The 16,576-nt window shown below is 46.6% G+C and carries 13 protein-coding genes and 1 pseudogene; 10 read left to right on the forward strand and 4 right to left on the reverse strand.

Features of this window, described 5'->3' with window-relative positions:
- Positions 1-11: 11 nt before the first annotated feature.
- Together hutH and CEQ48_RS12765 are read left to right on the forward strand one after the other, a co-directional pair.
- Positions 12-1,547, forward strand: a complete 1,536-nt coding sequence (gene hutH, locus CEQ48_RS12760) for a histidine ammonia-lyase (protein ID WP_089071504.1) — start codon at positions 12-14, stop codon at positions 1,545-1,547.
- A gap of 148 nt (positions 1,548-1,695) precedes the next feature.
- Positions 1,696-2,421 (forward strand): DUF3581 domain-containing protein, encoded by a 726-nt coding sequence (locus CEQ48_RS12765; protein ID WP_089071505.1) that lies wholly within the window; start codon positions 1,696-1,698, stop codon positions 2,419-2,421.
- Positions 2,422-2,495: 74 nt separating this feature from the next.
- Here CEQ48_RS12765 and CEQ48_RS12770 read toward each other — a convergent pair whose 3' ends face one another.
- The 3 genes from CEQ48_RS12770 to ydiJ form a co-directional block, all read right to left on the reverse strand.
- Complete coding sequence (locus CEQ48_RS12770) at positions 2,496-4,142, reverse strand: trypsin-like serine protease (protein ID WP_089071506.1); 1,647 nt, start codon at positions 4,140-4,142, stop codon at positions 2,496-2,498.
- Positions 4,143-4,313: 171 nt separating this feature from the next.
- Positions 4,314-4,775, reverse strand: a complete 462-nt coding sequence (locus CEQ48_RS12775) for a methyltransferase family protein (RefSeq protein WP_089071507.1) — start codon at positions 4,773-4,775, stop codon at positions 4,314-4,316.
- A gap of 56 nt (positions 4,776-4,831) precedes the next feature.
- Positions 4,832-7,867 (reverse strand): D-2-hydroxyglutarate dehydrogenase YdiJ, encoded by a 3,036-nt coding sequence (gene ydiJ / locus CEQ48_RS12780; RefSeq protein WP_198301146.1) that lies wholly within the window; start codon positions 7,865-7,867, stop codon positions 4,832-4,834.
- 213 nt (positions 7,868-8,080) lie between these two features.
- Between ydiJ and CEQ48_RS12790 the strand changes: the two genes are divergently transcribed.
- From CEQ48_RS12790 to CEQ48_RS12820, 7 genes and pseudogenes are all read left to right on the forward strand, one after another.
- Positions 8,081-8,764 carry a DUF3334 family protein gene (locus CEQ48_RS12790; RefSeq protein WP_181710737.1) on the forward strand — a complete coding sequence of 228 codons (684 nt, stop codon included), beginning with the start codon at positions 8,081-8,083 and terminating at the stop codon, positions 8,762-8,764.
- A gap of 130 nt (positions 8,765-8,894) precedes the next feature.
- Complete coding sequence (locus CEQ48_RS12795) at positions 8,895-9,578, forward strand: DUF2786 domain-containing protein (protein WP_181710738.1); 684 nt, start codon at positions 8,895-8,897, stop codon at positions 9,576-9,578.
- A gap of 102 nt (positions 9,579-9,680) precedes the next feature.
- Positions 9,681-10,349: a YiaD family glycine zipper/OmpA-like lipoprotein gene (locus CEQ48_RS12800; protein ID WP_001927630.1), complete on the forward strand. Its 669-nt coding sequence runs from the start codon at positions 9,681-9,683 to the stop codon at positions 10,347-10,349.
- Positions 10,350-10,449: 100 nt separating this feature from the next.
- Positions 10,450-11,466, forward strand: coding sequence for a J domain-containing protein (locus CEQ48_RS12805; protein WP_198301147.1), 1,017 nt, complete (start codon positions 10,450-10,452; stop codon positions 11,464-11,466).
- 149 nt (positions 11,467-11,615) lie between these two features.
- Positions 11,616-11,799 (forward strand): annotated as a pseudogene (locus CEQ48_RS20625) (hypothetical protein).
- A 291-nt stretch (positions 11,800-12,090) separates the two neighbouring features.
- Positions 12,091-12,489: a helicase gene (locus tag CEQ48_RS12815; protein WP_089071511.1), complete on the forward strand. Its 399-nt coding sequence runs from the start codon at positions 12,091-12,093 to the stop codon at positions 12,487-12,489.
- Between the two features lie 165 nt (positions 12,490-12,654).
- On the forward strand, positions 12,655-13,761 hold the full coding sequence (locus CEQ48_RS12820; RefSeq protein ID WP_089071512.1) for a phosphoribosylaminoimidazolesuccinocarboxamide synthase: 1,107 nt from the start codon (positions 12,655-12,657) through the stop codon (positions 13,759-13,761).
- 277 nt (positions 13,762-14,038) lie between these two features.
- Here CEQ48_RS12820 and CEQ48_RS12825 read toward each other — a convergent pair whose 3' ends face one another.
- The gene (locus CEQ48_RS12825; RefSeq protein ID WP_113597973.1) at positions 14,039-14,389 is read right to left on the reverse strand and encodes a transporter; all 351 of its coding nucleotides are present in this window, start codon (positions 14,387-14,389) and stop codon (positions 14,039-14,041) included.
- 466 nt (positions 14,390-14,855) lie between these two features.
- On the opposite strand from CEQ48_RS12825, the gene CEQ48_RS12830 reads away from it, so the two are divergent.
- Positions 14,856-16,544 (forward strand): NAD-dependent malic enzyme, encoded by a 1,689-nt coding sequence (locus CEQ48_RS12830; RefSeq protein WP_089071514.1) that lies wholly within the window; start codon positions 14,856-14,858, stop codon positions 16,542-16,544.
- The last annotated feature ends 32 nt before the right edge of the window (positions 16,545-16,576 follow it).

The following is a 16,576-nucleotide window of genomic DNA, read 5'->3' on the forward strand; positions in this document are numbered from 1 at the left end:
GGAAAGAAACCATGTTGCACCTGATGATCAAACCCGGCCAACTCAGCTTAAAACAGTTGCGTCAAGTGAGCCGCTCACCCGTGGTGTTATCCCTCGATCCGGAAGCGATTCCGGCGATTGCCGAAAGCGCCCAAGTGGTGGAACAAGTGATCAGCGAAGGACGTACCGTTTACGGTATCAATACTGGTTTTGGTTTACTCGCCAACACCAAAATTGCCCCGCAAGATTTGGAAACGCTGCAAAAGAGCATCGTGCTTTCTCATGCTGCGGGCATCGGTGAGCTGATGTCGGATGAAACCGTTCGTTTGATGATGCTACTTAAAATCAACAGCTTGGCGCGTGGCTATTCTGGTATCCGTCTTGAAGTCATCCAAGCTTTGATCGAGCTCGTCAATAACCAGATTTATCCTTGCGTACCGAAAAAAGGCTCGGTTGGCGCATCGGGCGATCTTGCGCCGCTGGCTCACATGAGCACAGTGTTGCTCGGCGAAGGCCAAGCACGTTACAACGGCAAAATCATCTCCGGTCTGGAAGCGATGAAAATTGCGGGGCTTGAGCCAATTACCCTCGCTCCTAAAGAAGGGCTCGCGCTACTCAATGGCACTCAAGCCTCGACCGCGTTTGCGCTCGAAGGACTGTTTGTGGCTGAAGATCTGTTTACCTCCGCCACCGTGTGCGGTGCGATGTCGGTCGAAGCCGCGCTGGGCAGCCGTCGCCCCTTCGATCCGCGTATCCACCGCGTGCGTGGGCACCGAACCCAAATGGATGCTGCAACGGCGTATCGTCACCTGCTGGATGTCAGCAGTGAAATTGGCCAATCCCACAGCAATTGTGAAAAAGTGCAAGATCCTTACTCTCTGCGCTGCCAACCGCAAGTGATGGGCGCTTGCTTGCAGCAAATTCGAAGTGCAGCAGAGGTGTTGGAAGTCGAAGCCAACTCGGTTTCTGATAACCCACTCGTTTTTGCCGAGGATGGCGACATCATCTCTGGCGGCAACTTCCATGCTGAACCTGTGGCCATGGCAGCGGATAACTTGGCGCTGGCGATTGCTGAAATTGGCAGTCTCTCCGAGCGACGTATGGCACTGCTGATTGACAGTGCGCTGAGCAAACTACCGCCCTTTTTGGTCGACAATGGTGGGGTTAATTCCGGCTTTATGATTGCGCAAGTCACGGCAGCTGCCTTAGCCAGTGAGAACAAAACCCTCGCGCATCCTGCGTCAGTCGACAGTTTACCCACTTCAGCCAACCAAGAAGACCACGTTTCCATGGCGACGTTTGCCGCACGCAGACTGCGTGACATGGGCGAAAATACTCGTGGTATTTTGGCGGTGGAATACCTTGCAGCCGCGCAAGGATTGGATTTTCGTGCGCCATTGAAGTCCTCACCACGCATTGAGGAAGCAAGGCAGATACTGCGTGAAAAAGTACCGTTTTACGATAAAGACCGCTATTTTGCACCGGATATCGAAAAAGCCAATGCTCTGCTGCAACTTGCCGTACACAACCGTTTAATGCCCGAACAGCTGCTACCAAGCCAGCACTAAGTGACTGACAAATCAACATTTCAAGAGCCCTACGGGGCTCTTATGCTTAAATCACTTGAAGTGGCAAAAGAACATCTCCACTGGATAGACCAATCATCGCAAGATTCTGTCCTATAATGCGCGCAGTTTAGTTGAGATAGCGATAACCATGTTCCTGACTTCATACCATTCAAATCAACAGCACCAATTTCAATTTACTCGCCAACAGGCTAGCCACTTTGCAAAATTGGTCGCGGGTGATTTCAACCCCATCCATGACGAAGATAGCAAGCGCTTCTGCGTACCGGGCGATCTGCTGTTTGCCGTACTGTTGCAAAAAGAAGGCATTAGCCAAAAGATGCGTTTTGATTTCTCTGGCATGGTGAGTGATGGCGTTGCTCTGCACATTGAAAATAAGTGTCAGCGTGAAAGCGCAGTCGTGGATGCCAGCGGCAAAGAGTATCTGCACATGTCACGTGAAGGTGAAGTCAACCGCAACCCTGCTTTTATTGAGCATGTGGTGACCAGCTATGTACAGTTTTCTGGCATGAACTTCCCGCACATCATGGTGCCGCTGATGGAAGAGCAGCAGATGATGATCAACTGCCAGCGTCCACTGGTGATTTATGAATCGATGGAAGTGGAATTTACCCGCCTTGATCTCACTCATCCAGAAGTAGAGTTTGCGGGCGCGACTTTTGATGTGGATGGCAAACGTGGCTTAGTGACACTCAACTTCGTATTTAAAGATGAAGGACAAGTGGTCGGTAAAGGGCTAAAACGTATGGTCGCCAGCGGTTTAAAGCCTTACGACCAAGCGGAAATCGATGATCTCGTCAACCGTTTCAATGAGCGCAAAGAAGCCTTCCTTAGCCAGATTGAGCAAGCGGCATAATTCGCAGAGCATCTAAATCTAATGCAAAAAAATAACCCGCGCACAGCGGGTTATTTTTTATCTCGCATTGGTAATCACGCGGTTTTCCGTCTCATCCACAACGGGGCGAAAAGCAGCAAACTAAACCAACCAATTGAACCGCCAGAAGAAGAGGTGGTTACGGCGGATGTCGTCTCACTGACTGTCGATGCACTAGAAGAATAACGAAGATTAGAGATAAACGCCGCATCTTCACCTGAAGCGAAACTGTTATCCTTCACATAACGGAATTCGACAATATTATTCGTATTTAATAATGATAGGCTTACCTTACTGGCTGAGTAACCTGAAACTCGGCCTCTGAATTCGCCATTCAGATAAAGTTCTAGCATGTCGGTACTTTCCGATGAAATTCGATAGTTAAAGGAAATCGTCCCACGAGGTATACCTTTAATCACCAGTTCAGACCGTTGTAAGTCACCGATAGCACCAGATCTAAGCTCATTTCCAGCCACACTCCAGCCTTGCTCACTACTTAAAACATCCGTTTTAGGTAATGCAGAAAGTGCATTGATCACCTCAGAATTTGCGCTTCTCATCGTTTTAAATTTCACCGTCGTATCGGCAGTTCTAGTCACGCCATTTTCCGAAAAATCAACATCCATTTCGTATTGATACGTTTGGTAAGCTTGTGGAGAAAATTGGAGAGTAATATCACAACTCTCATTAGAATTGAGCGTTTGACCGATACAACTATTCGATACTACCGACACTAAATGGCTTGGGTAATTTGGATTGTCGCTAATACGAACTCCAGAATACATCATCGAGTTGTTGCCAAAGTTATTGTAGGTAAAAGTACGAGTAAATGGAGCTAATGGCATTTGTCGTTCATCAACATATTGCTCATAGCTGAAACCATTGGTTTTTTGAGTAATCCAGTTAGTAAAGTGACTAATATTGGTATACAGACCATAAGTCCCATTCATTGCACATACCATTGAACCCCAACTGACAATACCTAATTGCACTCTAGTATCCGCAACAATAATTGGGCCGCCAGAATCGCCACGACAGGAATCTTGATTATTTGCTGTTCCTGCACAGAAGTTGCTTGAATTGGGATCGGAAGATATCCCTGATGGATTCGAGTACCCCATCGCATCGTAACAAACTTTTTGGTCTTGTAAGTTGACATCCACTTTCTGTAACACAGAAGGATAGACAGCGCTACCTGATGGTGCAGTCGTCCCCCAACCGGCAACGCTCAAGCGAGCGCCTACTGCAGTAGAGGTTCTAGTTGCAGCATCAGCGATGTCTATCTTAGGAGCTGAGACTTCACGCTCCAGTTCCAAAATCGCGATATCATTGACCAAGTTAGTATTGAGGTAGTCTTCATGAACATAAATACGACGTACTGGAACACGAATACCTTCACTAGCTTCATTGTTCAAATTATTGATCCCAATGACGACATCCAGAGCCGTGGGGTCCATAAATTCAACACAATGAGCAGCGGTCAACACATAGCGTTCACCTAAGAAACTCCCGCCACAAAACTGCCCATTGAGAGCATTTTGACCACGCTTTACTAAAGCAACAATCGAAGGCCATTCACCTAAAGTGGCATCAGAACCATTGATAATACGTGGCGACACTTGCGCTGTGGATTCAGCATGAATCATTGAAGAAAAAAACACTGACGCGATAGAGCACGCCAACAACGTATAAGCCTTTTTCACAACCTAGTCCTTCTAATTAACTGTGGATATTATTTTGCGTCGATATATTATTCCAATAAATTCAATCTCATGAAAAGAAATGCAATTAATTCTTATTAGATTGTGACCGAAACCTAAATAGTCATACCCCCAGACTTGGCGTTGCAGCTTCAAATAAGAAGGGGATATCTTTTACAACCAACGTCTAACTCTTTGTTTATAATGCGAATAGGCTTCGCCAAATTTGGCTTCTAAAATCCGCTCTTCAGGCTCAATTTGGTATTGATTCATGTACAACACAAAGCCGCCGACTATCACTAAGCTGAGAGCGTTTTCTTGCCAGTAAGCAAGCCCAAAGAGCAGGAGCAGTAAACCGAGATACATAGGGTTACGGCTAAGTGCAAAAACGCCACTGTCTACCACGGTTGCCGCGAGATCCGGAGCCATGGGGTTCACCGTGGTTTTAAAACGGCGAAACTCCAGCAAACCAGCAATACCCCAAAAACCTGAACTGCAAAAACAGAGCGCCATAACTAAGTTTGGCCAAGGTAACACAAGAGTTAAGGTAGGAAAGAGAATGGAAGAGAGATGAATCAACGCCAAGGCCACCAGAAAAACCGCGACTGGAGGAACCTTTAATTCTAAATTTGTCATAATTCACCTCAATTCAACTGAATGAAAAAGCCCAGTGGAGTCACTGGGCATTCTGTTTATAGCAAGTGTAACAGAGCCTGCAACGGATGCTTAGGCTTGATTTGCTCAAACCGTTTCACTTGACTACGACACGAGTACCCGGTGACCAGACAGCGCTCTTTCGGTAACGAAGCTAACGCGGGCTGCCAACTCAAATCGTAAATATCGCGAGACATCGCCAATTTATCCACCTCATGACCAAAGGTACCCGCCATACCGCAGCACCCTACCGCCACCGCAGTGAGCTGCGTACCAAAGTGGTGGAAGATCTCCACCCACTCTTTTTCCGCATTCGGCAGCTTAGTTTTCTCCGTACAGTGCGCCAATAAATACCAAGGCTGTGCATCGGTTGCTTGAGGCGTAAACTGCGACAGGCGTGGTTTGAGCCATTCATGAACCGTCAGAACCGAAAACTCACCGCGCTCTTTGCCTAATATTTCAACATACTCATCGCGATAGCAAAGCACCAAAGCAGGATCGACACCCACGAGCGGAATATTGAGATCCGCCACTTGAGTCAGAAATGCCGCGGTATTCGCTGCCGTCGAACGAAATTGGCGTAGAAAGCCTTTAATATGTTGCGCTTTGCCATTGGGTTTAAACGGCAGCAATACTGGTTTTTTGCCTAACTTAAGCAGCAGGGCGACAAAATCTTCGACCACATCCGCATCGTAATAACTGGTAAACGGATCTTGCACGATCAACACATGTTGCTCGCGCTCTTCTTGCGATAACCCCGCCAAACGCTGCATATCAAACAGGACGACGGGATGACGGCGCAAACGCTGTGCGAGTGTCGGTACCGACAAGAGTGGCGCATCGACATAACCCACCGTTTTCGCGGTTAACTTCTGCACCGCAGATTGTGCTAAAACGCTATTCATCAGTTGCGGAGCCTTCGCCATCACAGGTAATAAGGTTTCGATATTCGCGACTAAATAATCTTTGACTGGGCGCGGATAACGGCTGTGATAGATATTCAGAAAACGCGAGCGGAAACTTGGCACATCAACCTTAATCGGGCATTGGCTTGCACACGCCTTACAAGCCAAGCAACCATTCATCGCCTCATACACTTCATGCGAAAAGTCGTATTCTTTATCTTTGCTAAAAGCATGACGAACCCGATCCAGCATGGATTTTACCGTTGGCGAGGATTCGAGCGTGGCTTTTTCAAGATCGAGAATATCAATGCCCTGCTCTGTCAGTTGGCGTAACCATTCCCGCACTAATCCTGCGCGCCCTTTCGGCGAGTGACGACGATCCGCCGTCACCTTCATTGAAGGACACATCGGAGAGCTGGTTTCGTAGTTAAAGCACAAACCGTTACCGTTACACTCTATCGCTTGTTTAAAGCTGTCACGCACTTTGACGTCGATTTGGCGATCGTAAAAGCCGCGTTTGGTATCCGATACCTTGACCAGTTCAAACGGCGTATCAAGCGGAGTACAAATCTTGCCCGGATTCATCTTATTGTGCGGGTCAAACGCCGCTTTCACACGACGCAGTTCAGTGAACAGCTCCTCACCAAAAAATTCTGGACCGTATTCCGAGCGGTAACCTTTACCGTGTTCTCCCCACATCAAGCCGCCATATTTTGCGACCAGCTTGACCACTTGATCGGAGATTTCACGCATCAACAGTTCTTGTTTGGGATCGCACAAGTCAAGCGCAGGACGCACATGCAATACACCCGCATCCACATGCCCAAACATGCCATAAGCCAGATTTTTGGAATCGAGCAGCGCGCGAAATTCAACGATAAAATCGGCTAAGTTCTCTGGCGGCACACAGGTATCTTCGGTAAAGGCGACCGGTTTAGCTCGGCCTTTGGCTGCGCCGAGCAAGCCCACCGCTTTTTTACGCATATTGTAAATGCGGTTGATGCTCGCTAAATCACTGCAGACTTGATAGCCAATAATTCCCGCTTGTTGGTTAGCCATCATCTCATCAAGGCGCGCGGTTAATTGTGCGACTTGCTGATTAATCTGCACGCTGTCTTGGCCTGCATATTCGACCATATTGATGCCTTGCATCTCTTTTCCCAGCACATCGGTCAGCAAGTCTTTTACGCTATGCCAAATAATGTCTTCTTTGGCAAGATTGAGCACTTTCGAGTCAACGGTTTCTACCGACAAAGCTTTCGCTTCAACCATTAAAGGGGCATTACGCAGTGCAGAATCAAAGCTGTCGTATTTCACATTCACTAACGTGCGTGCTTTGGGGATTGGCGTTAAATTAAGTTTGGCTTCGGTGATAAATGCCAGTGAACCTTCTGCGCCACACAATACCCGTGTGATATCAAAGCGATCTTCGGCTTCATTCAAAGCATTTTTTAAATCGTAGCCGGTGAGAAAACGGTTAAGCGGCGGAAATTTCGCGACAATTTGTTCACGTTTGGTACGGCAAACCTGCTCAGTCACCTGCATTGCTTGCGCGGCAAAGGTATGGGGAGCAGGCAAACCTTGCGAAAGATCGGTTTCCAGCAAAGAACCATCGGCAAATACCGCTTGCAGTGAGAGTACATGATCTGATGTTTTGCCATACTGTAGCGACCCTTGCCCTGAAGCATCGGTGTTAACCATGCCGCCAAGCGTCGCGCGATTACTGGTCGAAAGATCGGGAGAGAAGAAAAAACCGTGTGGGCGCACCGCATCATTGAGTTGATCTTTAATAACCCCCGCCTGCACTCGTACCCATCCCTCTTGCGGGTTAATTTCTAGGATACGGTTCATATGCCGCGACAAATCAACGACCACACCTTTAGTGAGCGATTGACCATTCGTGCCGGTACCGCCACCACGAGGTGAAAAAGTCACTCTCTCAAATTCTGGTTTTGAACTAATCTTTCCTATAAGAACAACATCAGCGGTGGATTTAGGATATACGACCGCTTGAGGCAATTGTTGGTAGACGCTGTTGTCCGTCGCTACCGCAAGACGGCTAGAGTATTGGGTTTCAATATCGCCGGTAAATCCTGCGGTTTTTAACTCGTGTAAAAAAGTTAAAACCACCGGATCAACGTCGGATTGGTGATGGAGTCTTGGTAACATTTGCTTCCTGCCCCTACTACGCTGATCCAATCAGCTTTGGGTTATTGTTAGATTTTAAAGAGTAATCTTTGAATTCGGTCACTTTACAACATTTAAAATGGTGATCAAATCAGAATCTGAGTGCCAGAATGCGGTGAAACAGAATTTTTTCAACTTTGTTTATGACTGACATATTCTGTTATTTCGCTTATTTAGAACTGTATGGAAAAAACGATGAAAAAAAATCAAATAGTAACAACGGAAGATATCCTACTTATGCTGTGCCAATCGGTTTCTACGGTTCTCACTTCGGCAACTAACTCATCCATCAACTACTCCGCGATGGTGCAAAAGATTAATAAAACCTCACTCAAACCAGACTTCGGGTGCTTTGTGTTGTTTGATGGTGGATTTACCGGTCTCGTGGTGATCAACTTTACTGCCAAAGCTGCACTTGAGGTTTACACCAATTACATGCGCAATATGGGCATGCCGGAAGAAGAACTCGCGGTACTACACACGTCAGATGAAGTTGGCGATGTTCTTGGTGAGCTGATGAACCAGCTTGTCGGTGACTTCACCAACAAGGTGCGCAAAGAGCTGCAAACCAACATCACCCAGAACCAGCCTAAAATGCTCTCTTTGAACAAGCAGGTGATCTTATCTGTAGATACCAACCTAGATCGCCCACAAGCGCGCCGTGTGACATTTTCAACAGCCAGTAACAACATCTTTTATCTTGAACTGGCGATGGACAAAACCGAGTTTATCCAACTCGAAGAGTTTGATGTTCAGGAAGACGAAAGTCCTGACGACATTTTGGCCGCCACACAGAAACAGAAAAAATCTCAGGATGTCACCAACCGCTCAGTAGAAGATAACGCTGCTGCTGATTTACTGGATCAGCTTGGCATCTAATTCCTTTTCAAAAATCGTTTACCGTTTCAGGTCATCTTGTAAGAGATGACCTCTTCCCTTTTCCTTAGCAGTCAAAAACGCTAGAATGTCGGACTTTTCTTAAGCCGTACCGAATCTATTTTGCTTGCTAATGGATAAACAAAAAGCCCTTAAAAAAATCGCCAAATGCCTTGAGCTAGGTAATTCTGCCAATATAAATGAGGCCGCAAACGCGATCAAAATGGCACATAACCTCATGCTCAAGTATGGCCTCGACAAAGATGATATCGAGTTCATCAAAATGGGGAAAACGCAGTCGACCCATTTACTTCCGACAGCCATTTCTTCTGGGATTTTGCGAGTTATCCGAGGCATCAATACCCGATTCGGTGTGGAAGCGGTATTGATCAACCATAAAGGCTTAAAACGCGTTGAATTTATTGGCGAAGCGGATCGCGCCATCTTCGCGGCTTTTGCTTTTGACATTATCTATCGTGAAATGAACGAGCAAACGGGACAATTCCGTAACAGTTTTGCTGGGACCGGAACCTCTTCGCTGGAGGTGACACGTCGAGTTAACTCATTTGTTTCTGGCTGGATTGAAGGCGCTTTAGAAAAATTACCCATCATCACTCCGGACGAAGACTCCATGAACAAAATCAATAGTTATATTGATAAGGAATTTGAGAATATCGACCGTGAAACCTTCAAACAGCAATTGCGTGAAGCGATGAAAAATCTGACGGAAGATTATGAGACCGGACTCAAAAAAGGACGCCGAGTCTCAGTCAATCGCCCGATTCACGGCGCGCAAGCCCCAAAATTACTCAAATAAACATTTGTAAGAGATTGGTAAAATGCGCCCCCTACTGATTGACGGGGAACGAGAAATCTCGTCTATTGCGCGAAATATCATTCAATAAACGGAGAGAATGTGTTGAACAAAACCACTTTGCTGTTAGCCGCAGTCGTCGCTTTATCTGGCTGTCAGGCTACCCAGCGCCAAAATGCGACGACCGGAGAAACAGAAACCAACGCCACCACTAAAGGAGCCTTATTAGGTGCCTTAGCAGGTGCAGCCGTTGGTTTAGCGACAGGTGACGATGCCAAAGAGCGCCGTAAGCACGCCTTAATTGGCGCGGCAGGTGGCGCAGCGGTCGGCGGCGGTATCGGATACTACTTTGATCAACAAGAAGCAGAGTTACGCAAAGCTTTGTTGGATTCTGGCGTCCAAGTGGTACGCGTTGGTGAAAATCAACTGATGCTACGCATGGAAAACGGCATTGGCTTTACCAGCAACTCTTACCAACTTGATAGCTATATCCATAAAACTTTACGTGGTGTCGCGCGTATTCTGGTCGAATACCCTGATACCAGCTTAGTGATTGAAGGCCATACCGATAGCACTGGCAGTGATACCACCAATCAAGTGCTTTCAGAGAAGCGTGCCGAGTCAGTGCGTTCATTCCTGCTTTCTCAAGGGGTTGCAGCGGGACGTGCAATTGCTCGTGGTAATGGTGAGCGTTTCCCTCTATGCTCAAATAACACCGCAGAAGGCCGCGCTTGTAACCGCCGCGTCGAAATTCAAATTCTGCCACTCAAATAGTGTTTACACGCTCATTAGCTTGAAGTTGCAGCAACAACGGCTGCAACTTCAACTAGACAGCGAATTGACCGAGCGTTTCATTTTCAGGGAAAGAAAGATCATGCGTTTGCGGAGTTTATGGCTGTTTTTGCTGTTTTCATTGCCACTGGCAGCCGCTGATGATGTCACGAAACTCACCCAACTTGCCCAAGAGCAAAATCCGCAAGCTCAATATCAACTCGCTTTGGCTTATCAAACCGGAAGTAGTACCCCGCAAAACCTGAATGAAGCGTTTTACTGGTTTTTACAAGCCGCTGAATTGAACCATCCGCCCGCCATGGCCCAAGTCGCCAACGCATATCTGACAGGCCAAGGAGTGGAAAAAGATCCACAGCAAGCCCAATACTGGCTAATCAAGCTGGCATTGACTGGTAACACTCAAGCAGGCACTACCTTAGCCAAATGGTATGAGCAACATCCCGCCGCGATTACTGCGCTCGATCTGGCTGAGATTTGGTATAGAGTCAACGCCAATCAAGATCCAGAATCTGAGCAAGGATACGCGCGTTTACTGGAACAAAAATTCAATCAGCAACGTGAAAAACAGCTCAATAGCATTGGCCAGTTGGATAACCTAATTGATCAAGATCTTGCACGACCAAGCACCACAATTCCCGTTATAAAAGAGAGCCAAACCATCACCAGTGATTGGCTATTGCCGACCTTGGTGGCGCTCATCTTATTACTGACGATTATCACTATCCGCATGATATGGCGCAGACAACGCAACCATATCGTCGCGGTAAAACACCTTGACTACGAAGGGAAATGGAAAGAGCAACAGTTCATAATCAAAAGGCAAAAACAGCAGTTAGACCATCTCTATCAAGAGTGTAAACGGCTACAACAGAACCAAACCAGCGATCTTAACGGCCAAAAAGTCGCGATAGCTTACGCCTTAATGGGCTTCCACCAACACCAACGCCCTGACGTCAAAATGATCAAGCTGCGTTACAAACAGTTATCGAAAATTTATCACCCTGACCTGCATGGCAGCGAAGAAGAAATGAAGCGCTTAAATAGCGCGGTAAAAATCGTGATTGACTCAGTTAACAAAACGTTACAAAAACAAGCATAAACCTGAAACTCCGTATCCAAGACTTGAAAAACCAAGGCGTACGCAATCGATCTCCTTCTCATCCACAATTACAAATAGTTAACTTTTTTTATTTAGCCGTGCCATAATCCGCGCGAAATTTGCGCCTGATTTAGGTGGGAGAGAAGACAATGTTTAGCGTAGAAGGCATCTGTGATTGGTGTAAACAGCCAAAACTACTGACAAGACATGAATATGTGGATGGTAAAGCCCATCATTCATGTGAAAACTGCAATGAGTTTGCCCGAATGGATGTAAGGCAATTTAATTTAGCTGAGATGGCATTCCGAGAAAAAACAACAAGCAGCTCGATAAACTGCATCCCCTTAAACTTGAAAAAGCGCCTTATGGCGCTTTTTCTGTTTTATCCGCACATACCTGTATACGCCGCGACACGGCTTACGTGGCATTGCTCACAAAAACCACAAATCCTTATTTTTTTCCACCTTTATCAACAAGAAATAAAATTAATAAAAATCAGATGGATAATAAGAAGCGTCGTGTAATAAAACGAATTATTGTGCTTTTTTTATCCAAAAATAAGTTGCAAAAACAACCAACCAATAATACTGTATTTACATACAGCATGTATGGAGGGACAGTATTATGCTACACACTGAATTCAAACATTTTGGCTTACATAACTCGCACACACTCAGCACATTACGTACAAAGAATGATCTGGGCGAGGCAAACCTGATGCTGCGACTGGCCAGTTTGTCAGAGCGCTCACAATGGATTCTCTATACGGCTCAATGTCGACGTCCAAACCGTCAATCACTCCACGAGCACCAGATCGATTGTGGCAAAGTTATCCATCTCAAAACATCAACATGCCACTCTGAAGCAGAAATTGTTGCGAAGGCGATTGCTTGCCGTACTGCCAGCGCGATTGTGGCATCCAATGCGATAGATAGCGTGACTCAAAAGCAATTGATGCACTTTGCCCAACAGCATGGCTGTGAGCTGTTTTTTATTAAGCAAACCACGCATTCACTACACTGATCCTTAAACCACCTTTACTTAAACAATCTGGCAGGAACAAATTTAAGCAAACGTTTGCTTTTTATCTGGCAGCATAAATTAGTTCTGGTATCATGCGCTCAGCCCGCGATTTTATGTTCAGCTAAATCGCAAAAATGATGTTTGAATTCAGATAGGAATGTCTCAATGAGCCTTGCAGATCAAGTCCTTGCCGTCAATGACGACCTACCCATTCGTACCCATCAGCCAGTACACAGCGGCAAAGTTCGCTCGGTATACTGGTTGACGGAGCAAGACAGCCGCCGCCTAATTAAAGAGAAAGATTATCCAGTTGCTGAAGATGCCCCGCTGGCCATTATGGTCATCAGTGATCGTATTTCAGCCTTCGATTGCATTTGGCACGCGGAAGGCGGTGTCCATGGTGTACCGGGTAAAGGTGCAGCGCTCAATGCCATCTCGAATCATTGGTTCAAACTGTTCAAACAGCATGGTTTGGCGGAGAGTCATATTCTCGATATTCCTCATCCTTTTGTGTGGATTGTACAAAAAGCCCGCCCTATCAAAATTGAAGCCATCTGCCGTCAATATATTACCGGTTCAATGTGGCGCGCTTACACCAAAGGTGAGCGCGAGTTTTGTGGCATTACCCTACCAGAAGGTTTAGAGAAAGATAGTCAACTCCCAGAACTGTTAATGACACCCTCCACCAAAGGTATTTTACGTGGTATTCCCGGTGTGCCAGAAGCCGATGACGTGAACATCTCGCGCCAAGATATTGAAGCCAATTACGCAGCATTCAACTTCAGTCAACCACAAGACATTGACCATTACGAAACTCTGCTCAAGCAAGGTTTTACTGTGATCAGCGAAGCGCTAAAAAATGTGGGACAAATATTTGTCGATACCAAATTTGAATTTGGTTACGTGGCAGATCAGCAAGGACAGCAAAAACTGATCTATATGGATGAAGTGGGCACCCCTGACTCATCACGTATTTGGGATGCGCAGCAATATCAGCAAGGCAAGATTGTCGAAAATTCCAAAGAGGGATTCCGCCAATTTTTGCTGAACTACTTCCCAGACCCAGACATTTTACTCAACAAAGATCGCATGCCTGAACGTGAAGCTCTCGCACGTGATAATGCTTTACCACTGGAAGCGTTACTTGATATCTCACGCACCTATTTGGGTATTGCCGAAAAAATAACGGGACAACCTATCCATCTGAGTAACCAGCCAAAACAAGAGATCATCGAGATCCTAGATAAAAAATACGGATTGATCGATCGATAAACCCTGTCTGCGGTTTTTGCTATACCTCGCAGCTTAGAATCATAAGTAAGTGGTAAGCAAGAGAGATCCACGGATAAAAACTAAGGGGCTTATAGATCCAAACGACTTGGAGTTGCAGGTAGGCGACAAGTGAGTTCATCCCCATGAGCATAGACAGACTCTATGATTGGAGTGAACGAACGTAGCCACCACCGCTGCAGCTTTAAGTAGGAAGGCGATAGCCCCTGAGTTGTACTCATATTTAGTGATGTTCTACTCGCGACACCAAGTAAGTTTTTTAAAACTTGATCAAAAACTCTTCTTGGCTGGTAGATTCAATATGCGCAGCACTTTTGCTTTGAATCGTGGTTAACTGCTGCTCATCCAAGGCATAAGGCATGACTAACGTTAATTCATCAATGCCTTCCTGTTTGGCCAATTTCACTAAAGCGATCACATTAGATTCATCGCTTGAGCGGGTAGAAAGCTCTTTGAGCGCCACATCCCACAAGCGTTCTTCCGGGCTCTGCCCCGTTTTGATCGCATCAAACCAAGCAATCCCAAACACTGGGGCAAAGGAACTGATTGCTTCAGCGAAAGTCCATTTTTTCGCACAAGAAGCGCCCAAAAAGGTGGTGTAATCGAACACTGCGCTAATCCTTACTTTTTCCATTTTTGTCCCCCGACACAATTGGTAACACAGTGCTGTAACTATTGACCAAGCCTTGCTATATAGCAATACGATATAAAAAAACAGTCTTTTATGATGCGCAATCGGTTACAAAGGCTATATAAAAACCAATCTGATAACACTGTACCTACATTTTTAAAATGATATGTGCCTTGTTGATTAATATTTTCCTATTCAAACAAAATCGTGCTGCCGAACAATGATTCCCTCTTATTCGATGAAGCGCTAGACGCTGTTACTCCCTTGCTTAACTCGTTGCACATAAATCCCCCACCCTAAACCGATAAACCTGTTTTAAACACTGTGCTTGCGCACAGAAGCAGGATAATCAACAGAGGCAAGCCGTTTGTCTATTTACAATCCAACCAGCAAGTCGGTATCATTTTCGCGTTTCACTTCTACCCTACCAATCAATAGGCCGAACATGAATAACGATAAACGTCCGCTGTATATTTCCTACGCAGGCCCAGCTCTTCTCAGTACTCCTCTGCTCAACAAAGGTAGTGCCTTTAGTGCGGAAGAACGTGCTTCTTTTAATCTAGAAGGTTTACTGCCCGAAGCGACGGAAACCATTCAAGAACAAGTGGTACGCGCATACCAACAGTACCGTGGTTTTGAAAGTGACATGGATAAACACATTTATCTGCGCAATATTCAAGACACCAATGAGACCCTGTTCTACCGCTTAGTGCAGAACCATATTTCCGAGATGATGCCAATCATCTACACCCCGACAGTGGGTGCGGCGTGTGAGAACTTCTCTAACATTTATCGCCGTGGCCGCGGCCTGTTTATCTCTTACGCTAACCGTGATCGTATCGATGACTTGTTGAACAATGCCGCCAACCACAACGTCAAAGTGATCGTGGTGACCGATGGCGAGCGTATTCTCGGCCTTGGCGACCAAGGCATCGGCGGTATGGGTATTCCCATCGGTAAACTGTCACTTTACACCGCTTGTGGTGGCATTAGCCCAGCGTATACGCTTCCTGTGGTTCTGGATGTGGGTACGAATAACCCGCAACGTCTTGCTGACCCTATGTACATGGGCTGGCGTCATCCACGTATCACTGGACCTGACTACGACAACTTCGTTGAAGAGTTTATGCAAGCCGTGCAACGTCGCTGGCCAGATGCATTGATCCAGTTTGAAGACTTTGCCCAAAAGAACGCCATGCCACTGCTTGAGCGTTACAAAAACCGTGTGTGCTGTTTTAACGATGATATTCAAGGCACAGCGGCGGTCACCGTCGGCTCACTGCTTGCTGCCTGTAAAGCGGCGGGTAGCCAGCTTTCACATCAGCGCATTACCTTCTTGGGTGCGGGCTCTGCAGGCTGCGGTATCGCGGAAGCGATCATTGCACAAATGGTGTCTGAAGGCATCAGCGATGCGCAAGCGCGCTCACAAGTTTACATGGTGGATCGCTGGGGCCTACTCGAAGAAGGCATGCCAAATCTGCTCGACTTCCAACAGCGCCTAGTGCAGAAAAAAGCCAACACGCAAAATTGGACAACGGAAAACAACGGCTACTCGCTGCATGATGTGATCCGCAATGCCAAACCGACCGTGCTGGTTGGTGTGTCTGGTGCGCCCGGTCTGTTTAGTGAAGAGGTCATCAAAGAGATGCATCAGCACTGTCCACGCCCTATTGTTTTCCCGCTATCGAACCCAACAAGCCGTGTTGAAGCTCTGCCGAGCGATATTATCCGTTGGACTAACGGTGAGGCTTTGGTCGCGACAGGTAGCCCGTTTGACCCTGTGCTGCATGAAGGCAAAACTTACCCAATTGTGCAATGTAACAACAGCTACATTTTCCCGGGTATCGGTTTAGGGGTTTTGGCAGCAAACGCACGCCGCGTTACCGACGAAATGCTGATGGAATCGAGCCGTGCACTGGCAAGTTGCTCACCGTTGGCCATCAATGGTCATGGACCATTACTGCCGCCTCTGGAATCTATCCACTCTGTTTCGAAGAAGATTGCTTTCGCAGTAGCGAAAAAAGCGATTGAACAGGGTGTGGCTCCAGAAGTCACCGATGAAGCGCTGGAAGCCTCAATTGAACAACATTTCTGGCAACCAGTTTACCGCCGTTATAAGCGCACTGCGTTTTAATTTATGCGGAGAAGCCCCTGCAATCAGGGGCT

Source organism: Vibrio tarriae, assembly GCF_002216685.1.
Classification (GTDB): domain Bacteria; phylum Pseudomonadota; class Gammaproteobacteria; order Enterobacterales; family Vibrionaceae; genus Vibrio; species Vibrio tarriae.

Bases quoted from the DNA above. Each gene is read 5' to 3' on its own strand.
- CEQ48_RS12790 (WP_181710737.1), top strand. From the start codon at position 8,081: ATGAAAAAAAATCAAATAGTAACAACGGAAGATATCCTACTTATGCTG.
- CEQ48_RS12820 (WP_089071512.1), top strand. From the start codon at position 12,655: ATGAGCCTTGCAGATCAAGTCCTTGCCGTCAATGACGACCTACCCATT.
- CEQ48_RS12775 (WP_089071507.1), bottom strand. From the start codon at position 4,775: ATGACAAATTTAGAATTAAAGGTTCCTCCAGTCGCGGTTTTTCTGGTG.
- CEQ48_RS12795 (WP_181710738.1), top strand. From the start codon at position 8,895: ATGGATAAACAAAAAGCCCTTAAAAAAATCGCCAAATGCCTTGAGCTA.
- hutH (WP_089071504.1), top strand. From the start codon at position 12: ATGTTGCACCTGATGATCAAACCCGGCCAACTCAGCTTAAAACAGTTG.
- CEQ48_RS12765 (WP_089071505.1), top strand. From the start codon at position 1,696: ATGTTCCTGACTTCATACCATTCAAATCAACAGCACCAATTTCAATTT.
- CEQ48_RS12805 (WP_198301147.1), top strand. From the start codon at position 10,450: ATGCGTTTGCGGAGTTTATGGCTGTTTTTGCTGTTTTCATTGCCACTG.
- ydiJ (WP_198301146.1), bottom strand. From the start codon at position 7,867: ATGTTACCAAGACTCCATCACCAATCCGACGTTGATCCGGTGGTTTTA.
- CEQ48_RS12830 (WP_089071514.1), top strand. From the start codon at position 14,856: ATGAATAACGATAAACGTCCGCTGTATATTTCCTACGCAGGCCCAGCT.
- CEQ48_RS12815 (WP_089071511.1), top strand. From the start codon at position 12,091: ATGCTACACACTGAATTCAAACATTTTGGCTTACATAACTCGCACACA.